The organism is Synechococcus sp. M16.1, assembly GCF_014279895.1.
In the GTDB taxonomy this organism is placed as follows: domain Bacteria; phylum Cyanobacteriota; class Cyanobacteriia; order PCC-6307; family Cyanobiaceae; genus Parasynechococcus.
In genome coordinates this window covers 833,208-850,924 of sequence record NZ_CP047954.1, presented here as the reverse complement: position 1 = coordinate 850,924, position 17,717 = coordinate 833,208, and the positions used below count along the sequence as shown (strand labels likewise).

Annotated in this window: 15 protein-coding genes; 9 read left to right on the top strand and 6 right to left on the bottom strand. The window is 63.3% G+C overall.

Annotation, left to right across the window (positions count from 1 at the left end; translation table 11 throughout):
* Nucleotides 1-193 precede the first annotated feature (193 nt).
* Nucleotides 194-868 carry a glycoside hydrolase family 104 protein gene (locus SynM161_RS04755; RefSeq protein ID WP_186542149.1) on the top strand — a complete coding sequence of 225 codons (675 nt, stop codon included), beginning with the start codon at nucleotides 194-196 and terminating at the stop codon, nucleotides 866-868.
* Here SynM161_RS04755 and SynM161_RS04750 read toward each other — a convergent pair.
* A complete protein-coding gene (locus SynM161_RS04750) occupies nucleotides 853-1,185 on the bottom strand; it encodes a DUF2605 family protein (protein ID WP_370593113.1) in 333 nt (110 codons plus the stop codon). The genes SynM161_RS04755 and SynM161_RS04750 overlap by 16 nt on opposite strands.
* Before the next feature lie 27 nt (nucleotides 1,186-1,212).
* On the opposite strand from SynM161_RS04750, the gene thrS reads away from it, so the two are divergent.
* The 6 genes from thrS to SynM161_RS04720 are packed head-to-tail and all read left to right on the top strand — an operon-like array spanning nucleotide 1,213 to nucleotide 9,169.
* Nucleotides 1,213-3,048 carry a threonine--tRNA ligase gene (thrS, locus tag SynM161_RS04745; RefSeq protein WP_186542524.1) on the top strand — a complete coding sequence of 612 codons (1,836 nt, stop codon included), beginning with the start codon at nucleotides 1,213-1,215 and terminating at the stop codon, nucleotides 3,046-3,048.
* On the top strand, nucleotides 3,045-3,440 hold the full coding sequence (locus SynM161_RS04740; protein WP_186542147.1) for a DUF1824 family protein: 396 nt from the start codon (nucleotides 3,045-3,047) through the stop codon (nucleotides 3,438-3,440). The genes thrS and SynM161_RS04740 overlap by 4 nt, the downstream gene beginning before the upstream one ends.
* Nucleotides 3,441-3,475: 35 nt before the next feature.
* Nucleotides 3,476-4,510: a glucokinase gene (locus SynM161_RS04735; protein ID WP_186542146.1), complete on the top strand. Its 1,035-nt coding sequence runs from the start codon at nucleotides 3,476-3,478 to the stop codon at nucleotides 4,508-4,510.
* A gap of 14 nt (nucleotides 4,511-4,524) precedes the next feature.
* Nucleotides 4,525-5,472: a homoserine kinase gene (gene thrB, locus SynM161_RS04730; RefSeq protein WP_186542145.1), complete on the top strand. Its 948-nt coding sequence runs from the start codon at nucleotides 4,525-4,527 to the stop codon at nucleotides 5,470-5,472.
* 57 nt (nucleotides 5,473-5,529) lie between these two features.
* Nucleotides 5,530-7,065 (top strand): NAD(P)H-quinone oxidoreductase subunit 4, encoded by a 1,536-nt coding sequence (locus tag SynM161_RS04725; protein WP_186542144.1) that lies wholly within the window; start codon nucleotides 5,530-5,532, stop codon nucleotides 7,063-7,065.
* Between the two features lies 1 nt (nucleotide 7,066).
* The gene (locus SynM161_RS04720; protein ID WP_186542143.1) at nucleotides 7,067-9,169 is read left to right on the top strand and encodes a M3 family metallopeptidase; all 2,103 of its coding nucleotides are present in this window, start codon (nucleotides 7,067-7,069) and stop codon (nucleotides 9,167-9,169) included.
* Between the two features lie 2 nt (nucleotides 9,170-9,171).
* Here SynM161_RS04720 and SynM161_RS04715 read toward each other — a convergent pair whose 3' ends face one another.
* From SynM161_RS04715 to SynM161_RS04695, 5 genes are read right to left on the bottom strand one after another with little or no spacing between them, the layout of a single operon-like run.
* The gene (locus tag SynM161_RS04715; RefSeq protein WP_186542142.1) at nucleotides 9,172-9,759 is read right to left on the bottom strand and encodes a triacylglycerol lipase; all 588 of its coding nucleotides are present in this window, start codon (nucleotides 9,757-9,759) and stop codon (nucleotides 9,172-9,174) included.
* The gene (locus SynM161_RS04710; RefSeq protein ID WP_186542141.1) at nucleotides 9,756-10,127 is read right to left on the bottom strand and encodes a dihydroneopterin aldolase; all 372 of its coding nucleotides are present in this window, start codon (nucleotides 10,125-10,127) and stop codon (nucleotides 9,756-9,758) included. Before SynM161_RS04710 ends, SynM161_RS04715 begins: the two co-directional genes overlap by 4 nt.
* Nucleotides 10,127-11,434 carry a glutamate-5-semialdehyde dehydrogenase gene (locus SynM161_RS04705; protein WP_186542140.1) on the bottom strand — a complete coding sequence of 436 codons (1,308 nt, stop codon included), beginning with the start codon at nucleotides 11,432-11,434 and terminating at the stop codon, nucleotides 10,127-10,129. The genes SynM161_RS04710 and SynM161_RS04705 overlap by 1 nt, the downstream gene beginning before the upstream one ends.
* Nucleotides 11,435-11,442: 8 nt before the next feature.
* Entirely contained in the window at nucleotides 11,443-12,351 is a 909-nt protein-coding gene (locus SynM161_RS04700) for an ROK family protein (protein WP_186542139.1), read from the bottom strand.
* A gap of 3 nt (nucleotides 12,352-12,354) precedes the next feature.
* On the bottom strand, nucleotides 12,355-16,806 hold the full coding sequence (locus SynM161_RS04695) for a translocation/assembly module TamB domain-containing protein (RefSeq protein WP_255441945.1): 4,452 nt from the start codon (nucleotides 16,804-16,806) through the stop codon (nucleotides 12,355-12,357).
* A gap of 66 nt (nucleotides 16,807-16,872) precedes the next feature.
* Here SynM161_RS04695 and SynM161_RS04690 point away from each other — a divergent pair, with 66 nt between their 5' ends.
* The gene (locus SynM161_RS04690) at nucleotides 16,873-17,310 is read left to right on the top strand and encodes a Ycf51 family protein (protein ID WP_186542138.1); all 438 of its coding nucleotides are present in this window, start codon (nucleotides 16,873-16,875) and stop codon (nucleotides 17,308-17,310) included.
* Nucleotides 17,310-17,711 carry a DUF4332 domain-containing protein gene (locus SynM161_RS04685; protein WP_115160670.1) on the top strand — a complete coding sequence of 134 codons (402 nt, stop codon included), beginning with the start codon at nucleotides 17,310-17,312 and terminating at the stop codon, nucleotides 17,709-17,711. Before SynM161_RS04690 ends, SynM161_RS04685 begins: the two co-directional genes overlap by 1 nt.
* Nucleotides 17,712-17,717: the final 6 nt, after the last annotated feature.

The window sequence follows — 17,717 nt, the reverse complement described above, 5'->3', positions numbered from 1 at the left end:
CGGCCATGGGCTCAAGCCATGGCCCCTGAGGCCTGAGGGAGACAACGTCAGCCGCAGACGCGAGTCTCGCAAGACTCTCAGCCTTCTCTCAGCTGCACATACACAGCACAGACAACGCGTCAACCCCTCAGGCACCGATCTCGCGTCCAGGCCTCGTGGGCCAGCACTGTGATCGTCCACCTGATTGTTCTGCGTGCATCGCCTTTTTTCTGCGTTCAGCCCAGCCACACGTTGGAGCCGGCCTGTCGTCGGTGCAGCCCTGACCGCAGGATTGGTGCTGTCCGCAGGAGCCAAACAGCCGCTCCAGAACGCAGAGGCGCCCGCAGAACAGGCAGAGCAAAGCGCCACCAGCAGCCGCGCCACCCTGTCCTCCGGCAAGGAGGGTGGTCATTACGAGCTGACACCTGAGCGACGCGCCCTGCTCAACACCATTCGCTACGCCGAGGGCACCTGGAAAGACGGTGAAGACAAGGGCTACCGGATCATGTACGGCGGCGGGCAGTTTCAGGACCTCTCACGTCATCCCGAGCGGGTGATCGTGAAGCGCTACACAAGCGCCGCAGCGGGGGCCTATCAATTCCTGCCCAAGACCTGGAAGGGCGTGGCGAAGGAGCTCAAGCTGTCCAGCTTCGAGCCCAGGCACCAGGACCAAGCCGCTCTGCACCTTGTTGAGCGTCGCGGTGCTCTCAATGAAATTGACCGGAAAGGGCTAACCAGAAACGCCATGGCGAAGCTGGCTCCCGAATGGGCATCCTTCCCCACCTGGACCGGCCGCTCCGCCTACGGTCAACCGGTTAAGAGCCCTCAAGAACTGGCGAGCTTCTACAGCAACAACCTGCGCCAGCTGCGCAATCAGCTCGGGGCCTGAGGCGAACGGTTCGAGCCCAACCTCGCGGCCAGGGCCCACACCTCCGTGACCAAGCCATGCCACGGGTTCATCACCTCCATCGAGACCGCCACGGGCTGCGTTGAAGCAGCCACAAGGGAGCGTGTTGCAGCAATGGCCTTCTTGCCGTCCTGCAGCCGCTCCTGCATGCGTCGGCGCTCCTGCAACGGCATCACCTCCTCTGGACAGGCCTGCAGAAGCTCCTCACCGCGCTGAAACCAATGCTCGAAGTCATCGAGCAGAGATGCCAGCAACTCATCCAAGAGTGCGCCAGCTTCCTGATTGGTTGACTCACCCACCTGATGCCCTCGGGTCTCGCCCATAGGATGGCGGGCCCTGAACCTGAACCGGTGAGCAGCGCTGCAGCAACCACCCCAGCCCCTTCAGCACCGGTGGTTCTGCCCAAGACCAGCGAAAGCGATCAACTACTGAAGATTCGGCACTCCATGAGCCATGTGATGGCCATGGCCGTGCAGCAGTTGTTTCCCAAGGCACGCGTCACCATCGGCCCCTGGACGGAAACAGGTTTCTATTACGACTTCGACAATCCCGATCCCTTCACCGAGGCCGACCTGAAGGCCATCAAGAAGGGGATGATCAAGATCATCAACAAGAAGCTGCCTCTCGAACGCGTCGAGGTGAGCCGCAACGAGGCCGAGGAAAAAATCAAAGCCCAGAACGAGCCCTACAAGCTCGAGATTCTTGAAGGACTGCAGGAGCCGATCACCCTCTACACCCTTGGTGAGGACTGGTGGGACCTCTGTGCTGGCCCCCACGTGGATCACACCGGCCAACTCAATGCCAAAGCCTTCGAGCTGGAAAGCGTGGCAGGCGCTTACTGGCGAGGCGATGAAACCAAAGCGCAGCTGCAACGCATCTACGGCACGGCCTGGGAAACCCCGGAACAGCTGGCGGAGCACAAACGTCGCAAGGAAGAAGCGCTTCGCCGCGACCATCGCCGCATCGGCAAAGACCTCGACCTCTTCTCGATCGAGGATGAGGCCGGGGCTGGTCTGGTGTTCTGGCACCCCCGCGGTGCCCGCATGCGCCTGTTGATCGAGGAGTTCTGGCGCCAGGCCCACTTCGAGGGCGGATACGAGCTCCTTTACACCCCCCACGTGGCGGACATCAGCCTCTGGAAGACCTCAGGCCACCTCGACTTCTACGCCGAGAGCATGTTCGGTCCGATGGAGGTGGACGAACGGGAGTATCAGCTCAAGCCGATGAACTGCCCGTTCCACGTGCTCACCTACGCCAGCAAACTGCGCAGCTACCGGGAACTGCCGATCCGCTGGGCGGAGCTTGGAACGGTGTATCGCTACGAGCGGCCCGGTGTGATGCACGGTCTGATGCGGGTGCGGGGCTTCACCCAGGACGATGCCCACGTGTTCTGCCTGCCGGAGCAGATCAGCGACGAGATCCTGAAGATCCTCGATCTCACCGAACGGATCCTCTCCGCCTTCGATTTCAGCAATTACGAGATCAACCTCTCCACCCGCCCCGAGAAGTCCATCGGCGATGACGCCGTCTGGGACCTGGCCACCAAGGGACTGATTGAAGCGCTGGAGCGCAAGGGTTGGGCCTACAAAATCGATGAGGGCGGCGGTGCGTTCTACGGCCCGAAAATCGATCTCAAGATCGAAGACGCCATCGGCCGGATGTGGCAGTGCTCCACGATCCAACTGGATTTCAATCTGCCGGAACGGTTCGAGCTCGACTACATCGCCGCCGACGGCAGCAAGCAGCGGCCGATCATGATCCACCGCGCCATCTTCGGTTCGCTGGAGCGGTTCTTCGGGATCATGACCGAGAACTACGCCGGCGATTACCCCTTCTGGCTGGCCCCCGAGCAGGTGCGTCTGCTGCCGGTCACCGACGAGGTGCAGCCCTACTCCGAACAAGTGTTGGAGCAACTCACCAAAGCTGGCGTGCGCGCCACGATCGACCGCAGCGGTGAGCGGCTCGGCAAGTTGATCCGCACAGGCGAACAGATGAAGATCCCCGTGCTGGCGGTCATCGGTGCCAAAGAAGCGGAGCAGAACGCCGTGAGCCTTCGCAGCCGACGGGAAGGTGACCTCGGGGTCACAGCGGTGGCCGACCTTCTCAGTGCTGCCCAGATGGCCAACAGCGAGCGCGCCGCGGGCCTGGAGCTGAACCGATGACGGATTCACCTGTGCAGCACCTGGCCGATCTCGCGCGTCTGCGGGGAGCGCCGGAGTTGCCTCCCCAGATCAGAAACGAGCTGCGAGGAGAACTCGATCAGGCGATGGCCCAGGCCAGCTGGTTCACCATCGGCGTCATGGCCCCGTCCAGGGAGCAGGCCCTCACAGCGCTGCGGAGCCTCGAGCAAAACCAACAGTGGGAGTCGCTGGAGCTCGTCGACAGCCCCGAGGAGCCGGGCCCTGTTTTCCTGAAAGCCAATCAGAAGGGGGGCACGATCCGCATTCGGATCGAGCACGGCCTTGGCGAAGGAATTCTGATCAGTGGCCATGGTGACGACGACACCACGCCAAGCACCACCTGGGGACCGCTTCCACTGGACTTCTTCTCCTGAGCCAACCACGCTGGTAGGAGTTGCCGCAGCCCTGGATGGCCACCAGCACACTCCTGGCGGGGGATATGGGAGGCACCAAGACTCTGCTTGCTCTCTACGGGAGTGAGGCGGACCAGCTGCGCCTGCTGCACCAGGAACGCTTCCGCTCGGGAGAATGGCCATCCCTTGAGCCGATGCTCGAGGCCTTCCTCAACAATCGCCCCGCCGATCTCCCGGCTCCAGCGCATGCCTGCATCGCCGTTGCCGGTCCGGTGCGACACAGGGAGGCAAGGATCACCAACCTGCCCTGGCGGTTGCGGGAGGCCGACCTGGCGCGGGCTGCTGGCATGGAACAGCTCGAGCTGGTGAATGATTTCGGCGTGCTGATTTACGGGCTGCCCCATTTCGACAGCCATCAGCAGGCGATCCTTCAGAAGGGCCACCAAGACAAGGGCCCCCTGGCCATTCTTGGGGCAGGCACCGGTCTCGGCATGGCGCGAGGCCTGCAGAGCGAACAGGGACTGGTGGCCCTGGCGAGCGAAGGCGGGCACCGCGAATTTGCTCCGCGCAACGAAGCGGAATGGGAGCTGGCCTGCTGGCTCAAACAAGACCTCGGCGTCAGCCGCCTTTCGATCGAACGCATCGTGAGTGGCACCGGCCTGGGGCATGTGGCCCACTGGCTGCTTCAGAAACCTGATGCCGCCATGCACCCCCTGCACAGCGTGGCTGAGGCTTGGCGGCGCAACAGTTCCAACGATCTTCCCGCTCAGGTGAGCGTTGCCGCTGAAGGGGGTGATCCCTTGATGCAACGCGCCCTACAGCTTTGGCTGGAGGCCTATGGCTCAGCGGCAGGCGATCTTGCCCTTCAGGAACTCTGCACAGGAGGCCTCTGGGTTGGCGGGGGCACCGCATCAAAACAATTGAAAGGACTGCAATCCGCCAGCTTTCTCAATGCGATGCGCGACAAGGGACGCTTCCGCGAACTGATCGAAGGGATGCAGGTCACAGCGGTGATCGATCCCGATGCCGGACTGTTCAGTGCAGCCTGTCGCGCCAGGATGCTGGCGGAGTCAGGTGGGACACTGGCCTGAGCAGAGGATCAGCGATGGCGCAGCCGCGCATCGGTCAGAAAGTGGTCGTGGACGTCCCGGCAACCACCGCCAATCTCGGCCCCGGATTTGACTGCCTCGGTGCAGCCCTTGATCTGAACAACCGCTTCGCGATGCGGCGGATCGAAGGGGGCGGTGAACGATTTGAGCTGATTATTGAGGGAACGGAGGGCAGTCACCTCCGGGGTGGGCCGGAGAACCTCGTTTACCGAGCGGCCCAACGGGTGTGGAAAGCGGCTGGGCTGGAACCCGTCGCCCTTGAGGCACGGGTGCGTCTTGCCGTCCCGCCGGCACGGGGGCTGGGCAGCAGTGCCACGGCGATCGTGGCGGGATTGATGGGAGCCAATGCCCTCGTCGGTGAGCCTCTCTCCAAAGAGAAGCTGCTGGAGCTGGCCATCGATATCGAAGGTCACCCGGACAACGTTGTGCCCTCCCTTCTGGGGGGCCTCTGCATGACCGCCAAGGCCGCCTCTCAGCGCTGGCGCGTGGTGCGTTGCGAATGGACGCCGAGCGTGAAGGCCGTCGTGGCGATTCCATCGATTCGCCTGAGCACAAGCGAAGCCCGCCGGGCCATGCCCAAGGCCATCCCCGTTGGCGACGCTGTGGTCAACCTGGGTGCCCTGACACTGCTGCTGCAAGGGCTGCGCACCGGCAATGGTGATCTGATCTCCGACGGCATGCACGATCGCTTGCACGAGCCTTACCGCTGGCGCCTGATCAAAGGCGGCGACCAGGTCAAACAGGCCGCCATGGACGCGGGAGCCTGGGGTTGCGCCATCAGCGGAGCCGGACCAAGTGTTCTGGCTCTGTGCGAGGAAGACAATGGCCCAGCCGTCAGCCGAGCCATGGTCAAAGCCTGGGAAGCTGCCGGGGTCGCCAGCCGCGCGCCGGTGCTGAATTTGCAGACCTCAGGCAGCCACTGGCAACCGGCCGACGATGAGTAGATCCACCTAAACAGGGCATTCAGCCCTGTTAGCTTTGTTAAAGATTGCGGACACGGAATGGATGCTGGGTTAGCAGAGCTTGCTGTCTCGGGCAGTCCCTTCCCTTGGTTGTCGCTGATTGTGCTGTTGCCGGCGGCAGCAGCTCTGGTGCTGCCACTGGTTCCGAGCAGCGAAGAGAAGCCTTCCCCCGCGCCCAAGATCATCACCCTGGTCGTCCTTCTGGTCGATCTTCTTTTGATGATGGGGGTGTTTGCCACCCGCTTCGACCCCAGCACTGAAGGGCTGCAGCTGGTGGAGCGGGTGAGCTGGCTCCCGGCACTCGGCCTCGAATGGTCCCTTGGTGTGGATGGTCTTTCAGCACCGCTTGTGGTGCTCAGCGGCCTGGTCACGTTTCTGTCTGTGGCGGCCAGCTGGTCGGTTCAGCGCAAGTCACGGCTGTACTTCGCCCTGATGCTTGTTCAGGCCTCGGCCCAGGGCCTGGTGTTTCTGTCGCAGGACTTCCTGCTCTTCTTCCTGGCCTGGGAGCTGGAACTGGTTCCCGTCTACCTGCTGATTGCCATCTGGGGCGGACAGAACCGCCAGTACGCCGCCACCAAATTCATCCTCTACACGGCCCTGGCCTCTCTGCTGATCCTGATCAGCGGCCTGGCACTGGCCCTCTCCGGTGACACGTTCACCTTCAACATCACGGAACTGGCGGCCCGTTCTCCCGGCGGCAGCTTCGGCCTGTTGTGTTACTTGGGTTTCTTGATTGGCTTCGGCGTGAAACTGCCGATGTTCCCGCTCCACACCTGGCTGCCCGATGCCCACGGTGAGGCCAACGCTCCGGTATCGATGCTGCTGGCCGGGGTGCTCCTGAAGATGGGCGGCTACGCCCTGCTGCGCTTCAACGTGCAGATGCTTCCCGAAGCGCACGCCACCCTGGCGCCAGCCCTGGTGATCCTTGGGATCGTGAACATCGTTTACGGCGCGCTCAACGCCTTCGCCCAGGACAACGTGAAACGCAGGATCGCCTGCAGTTCCGTGAGCCACATGGGCTTTGTGCTGGTGGGGATCGGTGCCGTTGATGCCCTGGGAATCAGTGGAGCCATGCTCCAGATGGTGAGCCATGGCCTGATCGCAGCCGCGATGTTCTTCGTGACGGGGGTGTTCTACGAGCGAACCAAGACCCTCTCGATCCCCAACATGGGCGGACTGGCCAAGGCACTGCCCATCACGTTTGCCTTCTTCCTGGCCAGCTCCCTGGCGTCGCTGGCGCTGCCGGGCATGAGTGGCTTCATCAGTGAAATCACCGTGTTCCTCGGCATCACCAGCCAGGAAGCCTTCACGTCAGTGTTCCGATCGATCACCGTTCTGCTGGCCGCCATCGGACTGGTGCTCACACCGATTTATCTGCTCTCCATGTGCCGACGGGTGTTCTTCGGCCCCAGGATTCCGGCCCTGGCCAGCGTCGCTGACATGCGCCCCAGGGAGCTGGTGATTGGCCTGAGCCTGCTGGTGCCAACCCTGGTGATCGGCATCTGGCCCCGCATTGCCATGGACCTCTACGAAGCTTCCACCAACGCTCTGGCCCTGCAGTTCATTGCCAGCTGAGATGTCGACTGTTTCCCCCCTCCTGCGCGGCCAAGGGCTTCCCGAGTTCCGGGCCATTTCCCCTGAGCTCGTCAGCACAGACATCCCGGTTTTGCTCGCACAGCTGGATCAGGACTTCACTGCGCTCGAGCAGGCTCTTGAGACAGCTCTCGCCGGACCCTCAAAGCTGTCCTGGGATCGGGTGATGCAACCGCTGCAGGCCATCGGCGAACGGCTGCGTTGGAGCTGGGGTGTGGTGTCACACCTCAATGGCGTCTGCAATTCCCCTGAGCTGCGCGATGCCCATGCGGCCCAGCAACCGGATGTTGTGCGCCTCAGCAACCGGCTTGGCCAAAGCCAGATTCTTCATCGGGCCTTGATGGCCCTCCAAAGCGATCCCTCCGAACCGCTCAACCCAACCCAGGAGCGGATCCTGAAATCCGAGCTGCTCTCGATGCAGCAGCGCGGTGTTGGCCTCAGTGGCGATGAGAAGGCAGCCTTCAACAGCACCAGTGAACGCCTGGCTGCTCTCTCCACCCAGTTCGGCAACCACGTGCTCGATGCAACGCAGCAGTGGACCCTGAAACTCAGCCAGCCCCATGAGGTGGAAGGCCTGCCGCAACGGGCCTTGGAGGCACTGGCCGCCGCAGCGCGTGAAGCAGGGGATGCTGATGCGTCTGCGGAGTCCGGACCGTGGTTGCTGGGACTGGACATGCCCCGCTATCTGCCCTTCCTCACCCACGCCAACAACCGATCCCTGCGGGAGAAGGCCTATCGCGCCCATGTGGGGCGGGCCAGTGAAGGCGAACTCGACAACCGGGCACTGATCGAGGAGATCCTGACCCTGAGGCGCGAGCAAGCGTCCCGCCTGGGCTATGCCCATTGGGCTGACCTCAGCCTCAGCGCCAAGATGGCTGACGATGTTCCGGCGGTGGAAGCACTGCTGGAAGAACTGCGCGCTGCGGCATACCCAGCAGCTGAGCAAGAGCTGCAGGATCTCCAAGCCATCGCCAGGGAGCACAAGGCCCCCGAAGCCGATGAGCTGGCCCCTTGGGACATCCCCTACTGGTCGGAGAAGTTGCGCCAATCCCGGTTCGATCTGGACCAAGAGGCGCTGCGTCCCTGGTTCCCGCTGCCGCAGGTGCTCGAAGGCCTGTTCAGCCTTTGTACGCGTCTGTTCGACGTCGAGATCGTTGCCGCCGACGGCGAGGCACCGACCTGGAACGACGATGTGCGCTTCTTCCGGGTGAAGCGCTCCGATGGCACACCGATTGCCGGCTTCTACCTCGACCCTTACAGCAGGCCCGCCAGCAAACGCGGCGGAGCCTGGATGGATGAATGCCTGGGCCTGAGCAAGAAACCCGATGGCTCTGTGGTGCTGCCGGTGGCCTACCTGGTCTGCAACCAGACCCCACCTGTGGGCGACACGCCCAGCCTGATGAGCTTTGAGGAAGTAGAGACCCTCTTCCATGAATTCGGCCATGGGCTCCAGCACATGCTCACCACCGTTGAGGAACCGGAAGCCGCCGGCATCAGCAACGTGGAATGGGATGCCGTGGAACTCCCCAGCCAGTTCATGGAGAACTGGTGCCTTGATCACGCCACCTTGATGGGCATGGCGCGCCACTGGCAAACCGGTGAACCCCTGCCTGAATCGGAATTCAACAAGCTGCGCAGCAGCCGCACCTTCAATGCAGGCCTCGCCACCCTGCGGCAGGTTCACTTTGCCTTGAGTGACCTTCGTCTCCACAGCCAGTGGACCCCGGAACTCGGCGTCAGCCCAGACGGACTGCGCCGTGAGATCGCGGCCACCACCACGGTGATGGATCCCATCCCGGAGGATCAGTTCCTCTGTGCCTTCGGCCACATCTTCGCGGGGGGCTACTCCGCTGGGTACTACTCCTACAAGTGGGCTGAGGTGCTCAGCGCAGATGCCTTCTCCGCTTTTGAGGAGGTGGGTCTGGATCAGGAGGATCAGGTGCGTGCAACGGGAGCCCGCTTCCGCGACACCGTGCTCAGCCTCGGTGGCAGCCGATCTCCAGCAGAGGTGTTTGAAGCCTTCCGAGGCCGTCCTGCCAGCACCGAAGCCTTGATTCGCCATTCCGGCCTGGTGCCCGCGGCCTGATCTCAGGCGCGCATGCTGCTGCAGAGCCGTCGAATCGCGGCGGGGTGGCTGATCAGTTGCTGATGGGTCCAGACCGGTATTTCCTCACACCGGCCCATGGGCAGAACGGCCCTCCAGCCGGGGCACACCATCAGATCCCAGCGGCAAAAGAAACTGGAGCACTCGACCCCAGCCAGGGCATCGGGTTGGCGATTCAGCTCGCGCAGCAGGCGACTTCCCACTTTCATGTCTGCCGCACCGGCGAGGAGCGGGCGGGGAATCATCTGAGCAGCCAGGGTGCCCTGCTGCGGGCTGCCCACACTGAGGAAGCGCCGGGTGCGCTGCCCCCCCCCCAGTTCCTGCAGCCAGATCCTGCCGATCACGCCCCCCATCGAAAACCCCAGAAGATCGACCCTGGTGTCAGCACCAAAGCGCTGCTGGATGTGCTGATCCAGGCGAGAGGCCAGCTGCCGCAGGGGAATCCAACCCAGACCATGGGGCAGATGCGGCGCCAGCAGCGGGCGATCGGGCTGGTCCAACCCCTGAATCAATCGATGAAAGAGGCGGGGCGTGTCCCAAAGACCATGGACCAGCACCAACGGGATGCTCACAGGGCTGATCTACCGCCATGGCGGGAGCGTTCCACGAACACGCGGCCGTTAAATCCTGGAACCGGTGCAGCACATTTGGTCAATCGCAGCCAGACCGGGATGGGCCCGTACAACGTTTCCAGCCGATCAAGCATCTGCTCGCTGAAGTGCTCGATCGTGAGGCAACGAACCTTCCGGGACAAGCCTTGCAGGGCCTGAATGGCCACGCCGTAGTCCAGGCTCCGGCTCAGATCGTCGGCCACGGCAGCAGCCTTCAGATCGAGCTGAACACTGAAATCAAGGCTGAACCATTGGCCATACCGACGTTCGTGTTCCAATACCCCGACGTGGGCCCACAACCGCAGGTCCCTCACACCGATGCAATCCATCAGAGCGGCCGATCGATGTGGGTGAAGACGCGGCTGCCGTTGGCGTAGTCGGCAGCGATGTGGCCCTCGCCGCGCAACCGATAGCGGTAGGTCACCAACCCTTCCAAACCAACGGGTCCGCGGGGCGGCAGGGTCTGGGTGCTGATGCCCACCTCAGCGCCGAATCCGTAACGGAAGCCATCGGCGAAGCGGCTGGAGCAGTTGTGATAGACGCCTGCGCTATCCACCGACGCAAGGAAACGATCAGCCGCCTGGGCATCCTCCGTCAGGATCACTTCAGTGTGACGCGAGCCATAGGAGCGGATGTGATCGGTGGCTGCCTCGAGATCGTCCACCAGCTTCACCGCCAGGATCAGATCCAGATACTCCGTGCTCCAGTCCTCCTCCATGGCCGCTTCCGCCACACCAAGGGCCACGCTCTCGGCATCGCCCCGCAGCTGCACCCCGGCAGCAGCGAAGGCCGGCAGCGCCGCGGCGAGAAAAGGCTGCGCAATCGAGCGGTGCACCAACAAGGTCTCAATGGCGTTGCAGGCGGCGGGGTACTGGCTCTTGCTGTCCACCGCCACCCGAACGGCTTTGTCGATGTCGGCCGCCGCATCCACGTAGAGGTGGCAGACCCCATCGGCATGGCCCAGCACCGGAATGCGGGTGTTGTCCTGGATGAAGCGCACCAGTTCGTTGCTTCCCCTCGGAATGATCAGGTCCACGAGGCCATCGAGACGCAACAAGGCCAGGCTTTCTTGACGGGTGGTAAGCAGAGCCAGGGCATCGGCAGACACCGGACTGGCCGCCAGGCCTGCCTGCAGGGCCTCCATCACAGCCTCATTGGTGCAGCGAGCCTCACTGCCCCCTTTCAACAGAGCACCGTTGCCCGAACGGATCGCCAGCGAGGCGATCTGCATCACCGCATCCGGCCTGGCTTCAAAGATCACACCCACCACCCCGAGCGGAACGGAGACCCGTTCCAGCACCAGGCCCTGATCCAGCTCCCGATGCAACTGACGACAACCCAGCGGGTCACTGAGGCTGGCCACCTTGCGGACGCCATCAATGGCCGCCGCCAACTTGGTGTCATCCAGCTTCAGCCGCGCCATCAAAGCCGGCGCCAACCCCTCAGCTGCAGAGCGTTGGAGGTCTTCACGGTTGGCCGCGAGGATGCTTTCCGCACGGTCGGTCAGCGCGTCCGCCATCGCCTGAAGCGCCTGAGCTCTCTGACCGTCATCGGTCTGCCCCAGATCAACAGCAGCACGGCGGACAGCCGCGGCACGCTGCAGCAACGCAGCAGAAGGCTCTGGAACGCTGGACATCAAGGCAATCAATCTGGAGCCATCATCCCGTTCAGCCGCTGCAGAGCGAGTCGCGCAGCCCCCAGGCGTCCAGCGCCGTTCCCCAGACAGGCGGCTTCGATCCGCAACCCCTCCCTTGAGACGGCCTGAACCCGCGACTCCACCTCGCGGCGCACCGCTGGCAGAAAGTGGCGGGCAGCACCGGCCAGGCCGCCACCCAGCAACACCAACTGCGGCGTGAACACGTACACCAGCGAAGCAACGCCACAGCCCAGGCGCTCGCCGTAACGGCTCCAAACCTCCAGGGCCTCCGGATCACCAGCATCGGCCTCTGCACTGAGCTCGCGGGGATCGCGATCACACAAGCGCCGCAGGCCGGTGATGCTGGCGAACTGCTCCAGGGAGCCACGGTTACCGCTGTTGCAGGCCGGACCATCGGGCTGAACCCCGATCAGACCGGGTTCCGCTGCAGCGCCGTTGTGGCCCGTGAACAGCTCACCCCTTAGAAGCACCCCCCCTCCCACACCGGTTCCGAGGGTCAGCAGCACCACATCATCAACACCACGGGCTGCGCCGAGCCAGGCCTCACCGACCACCGCACAGTTGCCGTCATTAGCGAGGGTGACCTGGCGATTGAGCCTGGACTCCAGCCAATCCGCCAGCGGCACGTCCTCCCAGCCGGGCAGGTTGATGCAAACCCGGGCCACCCGAGCCGCCGCATCCATGGGACCGGGGAGGCCGATGCCGACCGCCTCAGCCGCATGCTCAGGATCAATCTGTTCAATGGCTTCACACAGGGCCATCGTCACGGCGCCAGGTACGGCGGGCTGCGGTGTGGGGCATTGCGCCTCCGCCAGCACCGTTCCATCAGCACGAATCCGGGCCAGCTTAATCGCCGTGCCCCCGAGATCCACTCCAATCACCTGCGCGGAGGGCATGGCTCAGAACCGGAAGAACACCTGCAACTGGCTCTGCCAGGTGCCATCGGCATCCATCGACGCAGACATGGTCGTGTTCGGCGTCAACCGATAGGAGACAGTCCCTTGGGGAGGAACATCAACATCGGTTGTGTTCGGTGCCATCAGAACGGAAAGGTTGAACCGGTCGGTCAATGCCACACCGAACTCAGTAACCCATGTGAGTGTTGGCGATACACGGCCCGAGGTGCGCTCCTCCTCTGATTTGACCTCAGGATTGACGTAGGTCGGGAAAATCGCAATCTGGAGCCGTTGACCCATGGCATCGGTCAACGTGCCCAGTACCGGTGAGAGCAGCGATTGGCTCAGCATTGTGGCCAAAGCGGCACCACCAGTACTGCCTAAAGAAGCCAAGGAGTTACCACCGATCAAACCCAACAGCTGCTGCTCGCTCATCGGTGGGGAGCTACGCAAAACAAGATTTTTGCTGTCACCAAGACGGTTTGCCGGGCCTGTGGCCTGGACCATGACCTTTACCAGCCGGAGCTGACCAACCCCGGCGGGAGAGCTACCCGTGCCATTCAATGCGAATAGATTTGCAGTGGTGATTTGATCGCTGGTGCCCGCGCTGACGGTGTCGGAAACCCTGGCTTGCAAAGCGATATCCACGTAGGGGACGAGCCCCAAAGAGGGGGTAAATACTGCAACGTTCTCCTCCTGAGGATCCAAACGGAGTGGAGCGAGAGGGGGAATCCAAATCCTGCCGGAATTGAGCCGAATCAAGCCCCTTGCCTGCAGAGAGGGATCCAAGGGGCCGTTCAACGTCACCACACCACCCCCTTTGAAACTGATCGAGGGCAATAGCACCCGGCTATCAGGGCCGAGGGCCAGCCGAAGATTTTCAAATCGGATAGCCGGCAGCGTCGGCATGAACCGTTGGGGCTGACCTGGGCCCTGGATGGTTGTTTTGGATCCCATCAGGACCAGAGGTTTCTTGAAATCCCAGTCCTCCTCCAGAAGTGTTTTGAACGATTGGGGACCGGGCTGCTCCGCAGTAGTGGCACCCTCCTCACTGTTGGGGACCAATCGCTTAAGTCCACCCCGCTGTACAAGTCCGAAGGAACCGGACTGGGGCCGAAGCGTGCCCCGCAAGAGTTCCAGATTTCCGGAGAGGACGGGTTGCAGCAAAGCTCCAGACACCTGCAGTTCGCCATCGGCCTGGAACTGCACGATCGGCTGACGAATCTGAGCTTGGCTGAGTTGCAGGGTGAGCGGTGAAGCTCCGCTCTGGGGGGTGAACAAGCCAAGGCTTCCTGAACCGCGCAGCGAGCCGCCGCGGCCCACTTCAGCCTCCAGGCGTTGCACCAAGACGCGATCGAAATCGAACAGGATCGAGGCGTTGATCCGACTCAGCTCCTGTTCACCGATGCTGAGATCTCCATTGCTGACCACCACAAAGCCATTGGCTTGCGGTTGGTTCAACGGCCCGCGCAGCAACAGCCGCAGATTGGTGCTCCCCCGCTTCACGGCCAAGGAATTTCCGGCGAGAAGCGTCAAAACGCCAAGAGCATCCCCATGGCTTTCCAGCCTCAGGTTCAAATCCGAATCAGGATTAAAGGGCAGCGTGCCGGCCACGGTGACGGCTTCCTTGCTCTCGCCTCCCTTCAGGGCCAGGTTCAGGCGGATCAAATCACGCTCAACGACAACCGATCGCTGCTCCAACTGCAGGGGCTGGCCCGCCAGGCTGGCGGAGTCGAGCAGCAGATCGGAAACCAGCAGGGGGGCCGTTCCGCTGAGGTCGTAGCGGCCGCGGATGCCAACACTGCCGCGGAGCTGCGGCGGCACAGGAGCCAACAACGCCAGCAGAGAGAGCGGAACCTGCAGCAGGGAGAGGTCACCGGATCCACCGAGCAACGGGCCGCGAAGCGTGGCGACCATCGGTTCAAGCTGGAGTGCCTTGGCCTGGTCATCCCCTTCAATCCAAAGGTGGGCCTTGGCGATCAGATCGGCCTTCAGGCGCTTTGGATCAGGACCGTCGATCGTTCCCGACAGATTGACCCGCCCCTCCAGACGCTCCAGCTCAGGGCCCTTGCGGGGGTGAGCCAGGGCATAGGCCTCAATCGCCCGGCGCGATGCCGCCAGAGCTTGCAACTGACCATCAAGCGACCCACCAAAGGTGTTGATGAACAGGGTTCCGAGATCCTCGGCACGGCCGGGGGCCAGGCCCGGTTCGGGATCGCTCCCTCTCAACTGACGGGCCAGAAGCGTCAGCCAGGTGACATCCAGGCCTTCGGCCTCGATGCCGCTGTGCATCCAGCCACCCAGATCGCCACGGGCCTTCAGCCGAATGCTGCCCTGCAATGGCGTCAGTGCTGCATCGGCCTGAAAACGGCCATCCCCGAGGGAACCCTCCAGCTCGAGGCTCTGCACGGCAACTCCCGCCATCGAGCCGTCCGCAATGACGGCAGACCCACGGATCGCGAGGGGGCCCATGGCAAGGCTCCCTGCACCCGAGAGCTGACCTGCCACCGCTTTGGGCTGGTTGAGCGGCGGCACGATGAAACGAAGTCCATCGATGTTGAGGTCCGCTGCACGCCAGTGGTAGCGGCGTTGCTCTCCAGCCGGATCCAGCCCGTGCAAGCGCAACTGCCCCTCACCCCGGCGCAAGAGCACGGTCTTGGGCCAAGCATCGGCATCGAGTTCAGCCACGAGCGAGCCGGGCACGACAGGCTGCTGGGCCGCCATCGCCAGACGAGCCCCAAGGCCCAGTTCACCGTTGAGGCTGCCTTGCCAGCGTTCGGGAACCTGCAAGGCACCAACGCGGGGTTGATTCAGCGTCAGGCTGATGTCGGGCTGAAGCCCCGACAGAGGACCCTTCACGCGACCCCGCGCCGCCACCTGCCCGCCCAGCGGCGTACCGATCAAGGGGGTGAAACGGCTCAGGCTGAAAGGTTGGAGTTCAAAGCCGCTCTGAAGCTCACCGGTTTGCAACCGCCCCTGCGCCAGTTGCACAGGAAGGCGCGCTTCCGCCCGCAACAGCGGACTGGTGAAGTGATCCAGCACCAGGGCGGAGTCCTGCGAGGACCATCGGGTCTGAAACGACCACTCGTCCAGCATCGGGTTGGCTGCCTGGCCGAGCTTCAGGCTCAGCTCCGGTGAGGCCAACCCACCACTGACGTCGACGCTTCCAAGGAGCGGAGCGGTTTGGCCCAGTACGGCCTGCAGGGTCGGCAGCGCAGACCAGAAGCGGGGATCGATCTGCAGCTCCGTGCTGCGCAGATCCAATCGGGATCCAATCGTCCCGGCCAGCCCGAAGCGCAGTCCCGGGGCACTGAGGCGGAGCCTGTCCACGGCAACAGACGGTTGCTGGTCTTGCAACCAGGGGGTGCGCCACTGAGAGTCCAGCGTCAGGGCTGTGTTGAGCCCTGTGGCCTCAGGCAGCTGGATCTCACCATCTGCACTCCACCGGGGCTCCCCCCAGGGGCCCTGGATCCTGAGCTTCAACCGGTCCTGGCTTGCAGAGCTGAGGTCTGTATGGCGAACGTCAGCCTGGAGATCAAAGCTCTTGTCAAAGGCAACGGACCCTGAGGCCCGAGCCTCAAAGGCTCCAAAACGCAGTGTTGCGGGCTGCAAGGTGAGTTGATCGCCCTTGCAAGCGACCCTGAGGCGATTGCTGTTCAGCGCAGCAAGTTCGAGACGCTTGAGGCTGAGCCCACCTCGACAGTTCAACGACCCATCGGCCCAGCCAATCTGAACATCTCCCTCCAAGGTTCCAGAGGCATCCAGATCCTGAGCGGGGGCGATGACGGCCCCCAACGGTTTCAGGTTGAGCCGATCCAGCCGCGTTCGAAGCCTGAAGCGAGGGCGATCCCAATGCCCTTGTGCATCTAGCCGCAGCACCCCTTCTGCGTCGAGCCAGCGAAGTTCCGATGCGGTACTGAAAAAAGCCTCCCCGAGCCGCACTGCGCCCCGACTGCGGAGTTCAAGGGTCTGCTGCTGAGGACCGAAACGGAGCAATGCAGGATCGGCCAACCGGTACTGCACGCCAAGTCGCGGCATGGTGCCGTCGCCGCTCAGGGGCCCAAAGGTCCAGTACCGACCAGCCTCATTGGCCTGCAACTGACCACGCAGCCTGTGCACCGTGATCTGCAGAACCGGTTGCAGACGCCGAAGACTCGCTAAGGGAGCAAGGCCCACCTCCAGCCCCGCCAGGCTCAGTTCAGAACGATCCGCCGCCGACGGCAAGATTCGACTCGGCCCGATGGCGATCCCCAGGCCCAAGGGGCGAAGTCCTTCGTAAGGGCCAAGATCCACGTCGTGGCCCAGAGGACCCGACAACGTGCGCTCCAAGCTGGGGCGCGCCCGGCTCAGGATGCCTTCGGCAGCGCGGTCAAGGGCGATCAAGCCTGCTGCTCCAGCCCCGACCAGAACAAAACTTCCCGCAACCAACCAGGTCCTGCGCCGCGTTTTTCCCATCAGACGCGGCGGTCTCCCCGGAATCTCGCGCAATATAAGGAGACTGTTTTCAGTCCACCAGACCCCATGGCCTTCGATCAGCTGCTGCTTACTGCCGCTCCCTGGCTGGGTTGGTCTGGGCTTGGGCTTGGAGCACTAACGGCAGTTGCCTTCCTCACCAAGTGGGGCATTCGGTTTCGACTGGTCGGCGTGAGCAGCTTCACCCTGCTGCTGGCCGTGAGTTGCTGGGCATTCGGCGTGAGCTACACACCGCCAGTGGTGGTGGAGGGTGCGGTGCGGGCACCGATCGTGTTCGATAACGGCAACGACCTGGTGGTCGCCCAGGTTCCTGCCGACCTTGCCCCAACCACAGTTCAAGCCACCCTGGAGCAATTGGAGGGCAACCTGCGCGGCTCAGGTCGCTCCAGCAGCACCGTGCTGGTGCGGTTGCGAGGCATCCAGGCGGAGGGCGATGGGCTGGGACGCCCCGTCATCCTGGGCGAGGTGAGCAAGACCTTGCGTTGATGCCGAACTTCAACGACGCGATCGAGGAGCTCCCCCAGTCGTTTCGCAGGGAACAACAGGAACTGGATCGGGCCGGTATCAAGCGCTGGTCCAGCATTCGTGATCTAACGGATCTGCAACTGAGCCAACTCGCCCGCAGTGGCCAGGCTTCGGCCCGAAACCTCAAGCGGCTGCGGGGCATGGCCGATTTGGTCTGCCGCTTGGATTTGCCTCCCCAGGACGCCGCGCTGCTGATGCATGCGGGCATCGCCACGCCCGCCGCTCTTGCGGCATGCACCCCTGAACGTCTCGTGCGCCAGACCGGAAGGCTGGAGCGCAGCCTTGGAACCAAACGGCCTGCCGTGGTGGATCTGCGGGTGGCCGGCGATTGGATCCGCCGCGCCAGGCAACTGGCGAACTGACCCCAG

Excerpts from the sequence above, each read along its gene's own strand:
- thrS (WP_186542524.1), top strand. The coding sequence starts at position 1,213 with ATGGCGGGCCCTGAACCTGAACCGGTGAGCAGCGCTGCAGCAACCACC.
- SynM161_RS04740 (WP_186542147.1), top strand. The coding sequence starts at position 3,045 with ATGACGGATTCACCTGTGCAGCACCTGGCCGATCTCGCGCGTCTGCGG.
- SynM161_RS04735 (WP_186542146.1), top strand. The coding sequence starts at position 3,476 with ATGGCCACCAGCACACTCCTGGCGGGGGATATGGGAGGCACCAAGACT.
- thrB (WP_186542145.1), top strand. The coding sequence starts at position 4,525 with ATGGCGCAGCCGCGCATCGGTCAGAAAGTGGTCGTGGACGTCCCGGCA.
- SynM161_RS04725 (WP_186542144.1), top strand. The coding sequence starts at position 5,530 with ATGGATGCTGGGTTAGCAGAGCTTGCTGTCTCGGGCAGTCCCTTCCCT.
- SynM161_RS04720 (WP_186542143.1), top strand. The coding sequence starts at position 7,067 with ATGTCGACTGTTTCCCCCCTCCTGCGCGGCCAAGGGCTTCCCGAGTTC.
- SynM161_RS04710 (WP_186542141.1), bottom strand. The coding sequence starts at position 10,127 with ATGGATTGCATCGGTGTGAGGGACCTGCGGTTGTGGGCCCACGTCGGG.
- SynM161_RS04705 (WP_186542140.1), bottom strand. The coding sequence starts at position 11,434 with ATGTCCAGCGTTCCAGAGCCTTCTGCTGCGTTGCTGCAGCGTGCCGCG.
- SynM161_RS04700 (WP_186542139.1), bottom strand. The coding sequence starts at position 12,351 with ATGCCCTCCGCGCAGGTGATTGGAGTGGATCTCGGGGGCACGGCGATT.
- SynM161_RS04695 (WP_255441945.1), bottom strand. The coding sequence starts at position 16,806 with ATGGGAAAAACGCGGCGCAGGACCTGGTTGGTTGCGGGAAGTTTTGTT.
- SynM161_RS04690 (WP_186542138.1), top strand. The coding sequence starts at position 16,873 with ATGGCCTTCGATCAGCTGCTGCTTACTGCCGCTCCCTGGCTGGGTTGG.
- SynM161_RS04685 (WP_115160670.1), top strand. The coding sequence starts at position 17,310 with ATGCCGAACTTCAACGACGCGATCGAGGAGCTCCCCCAGTCGTTTCGC.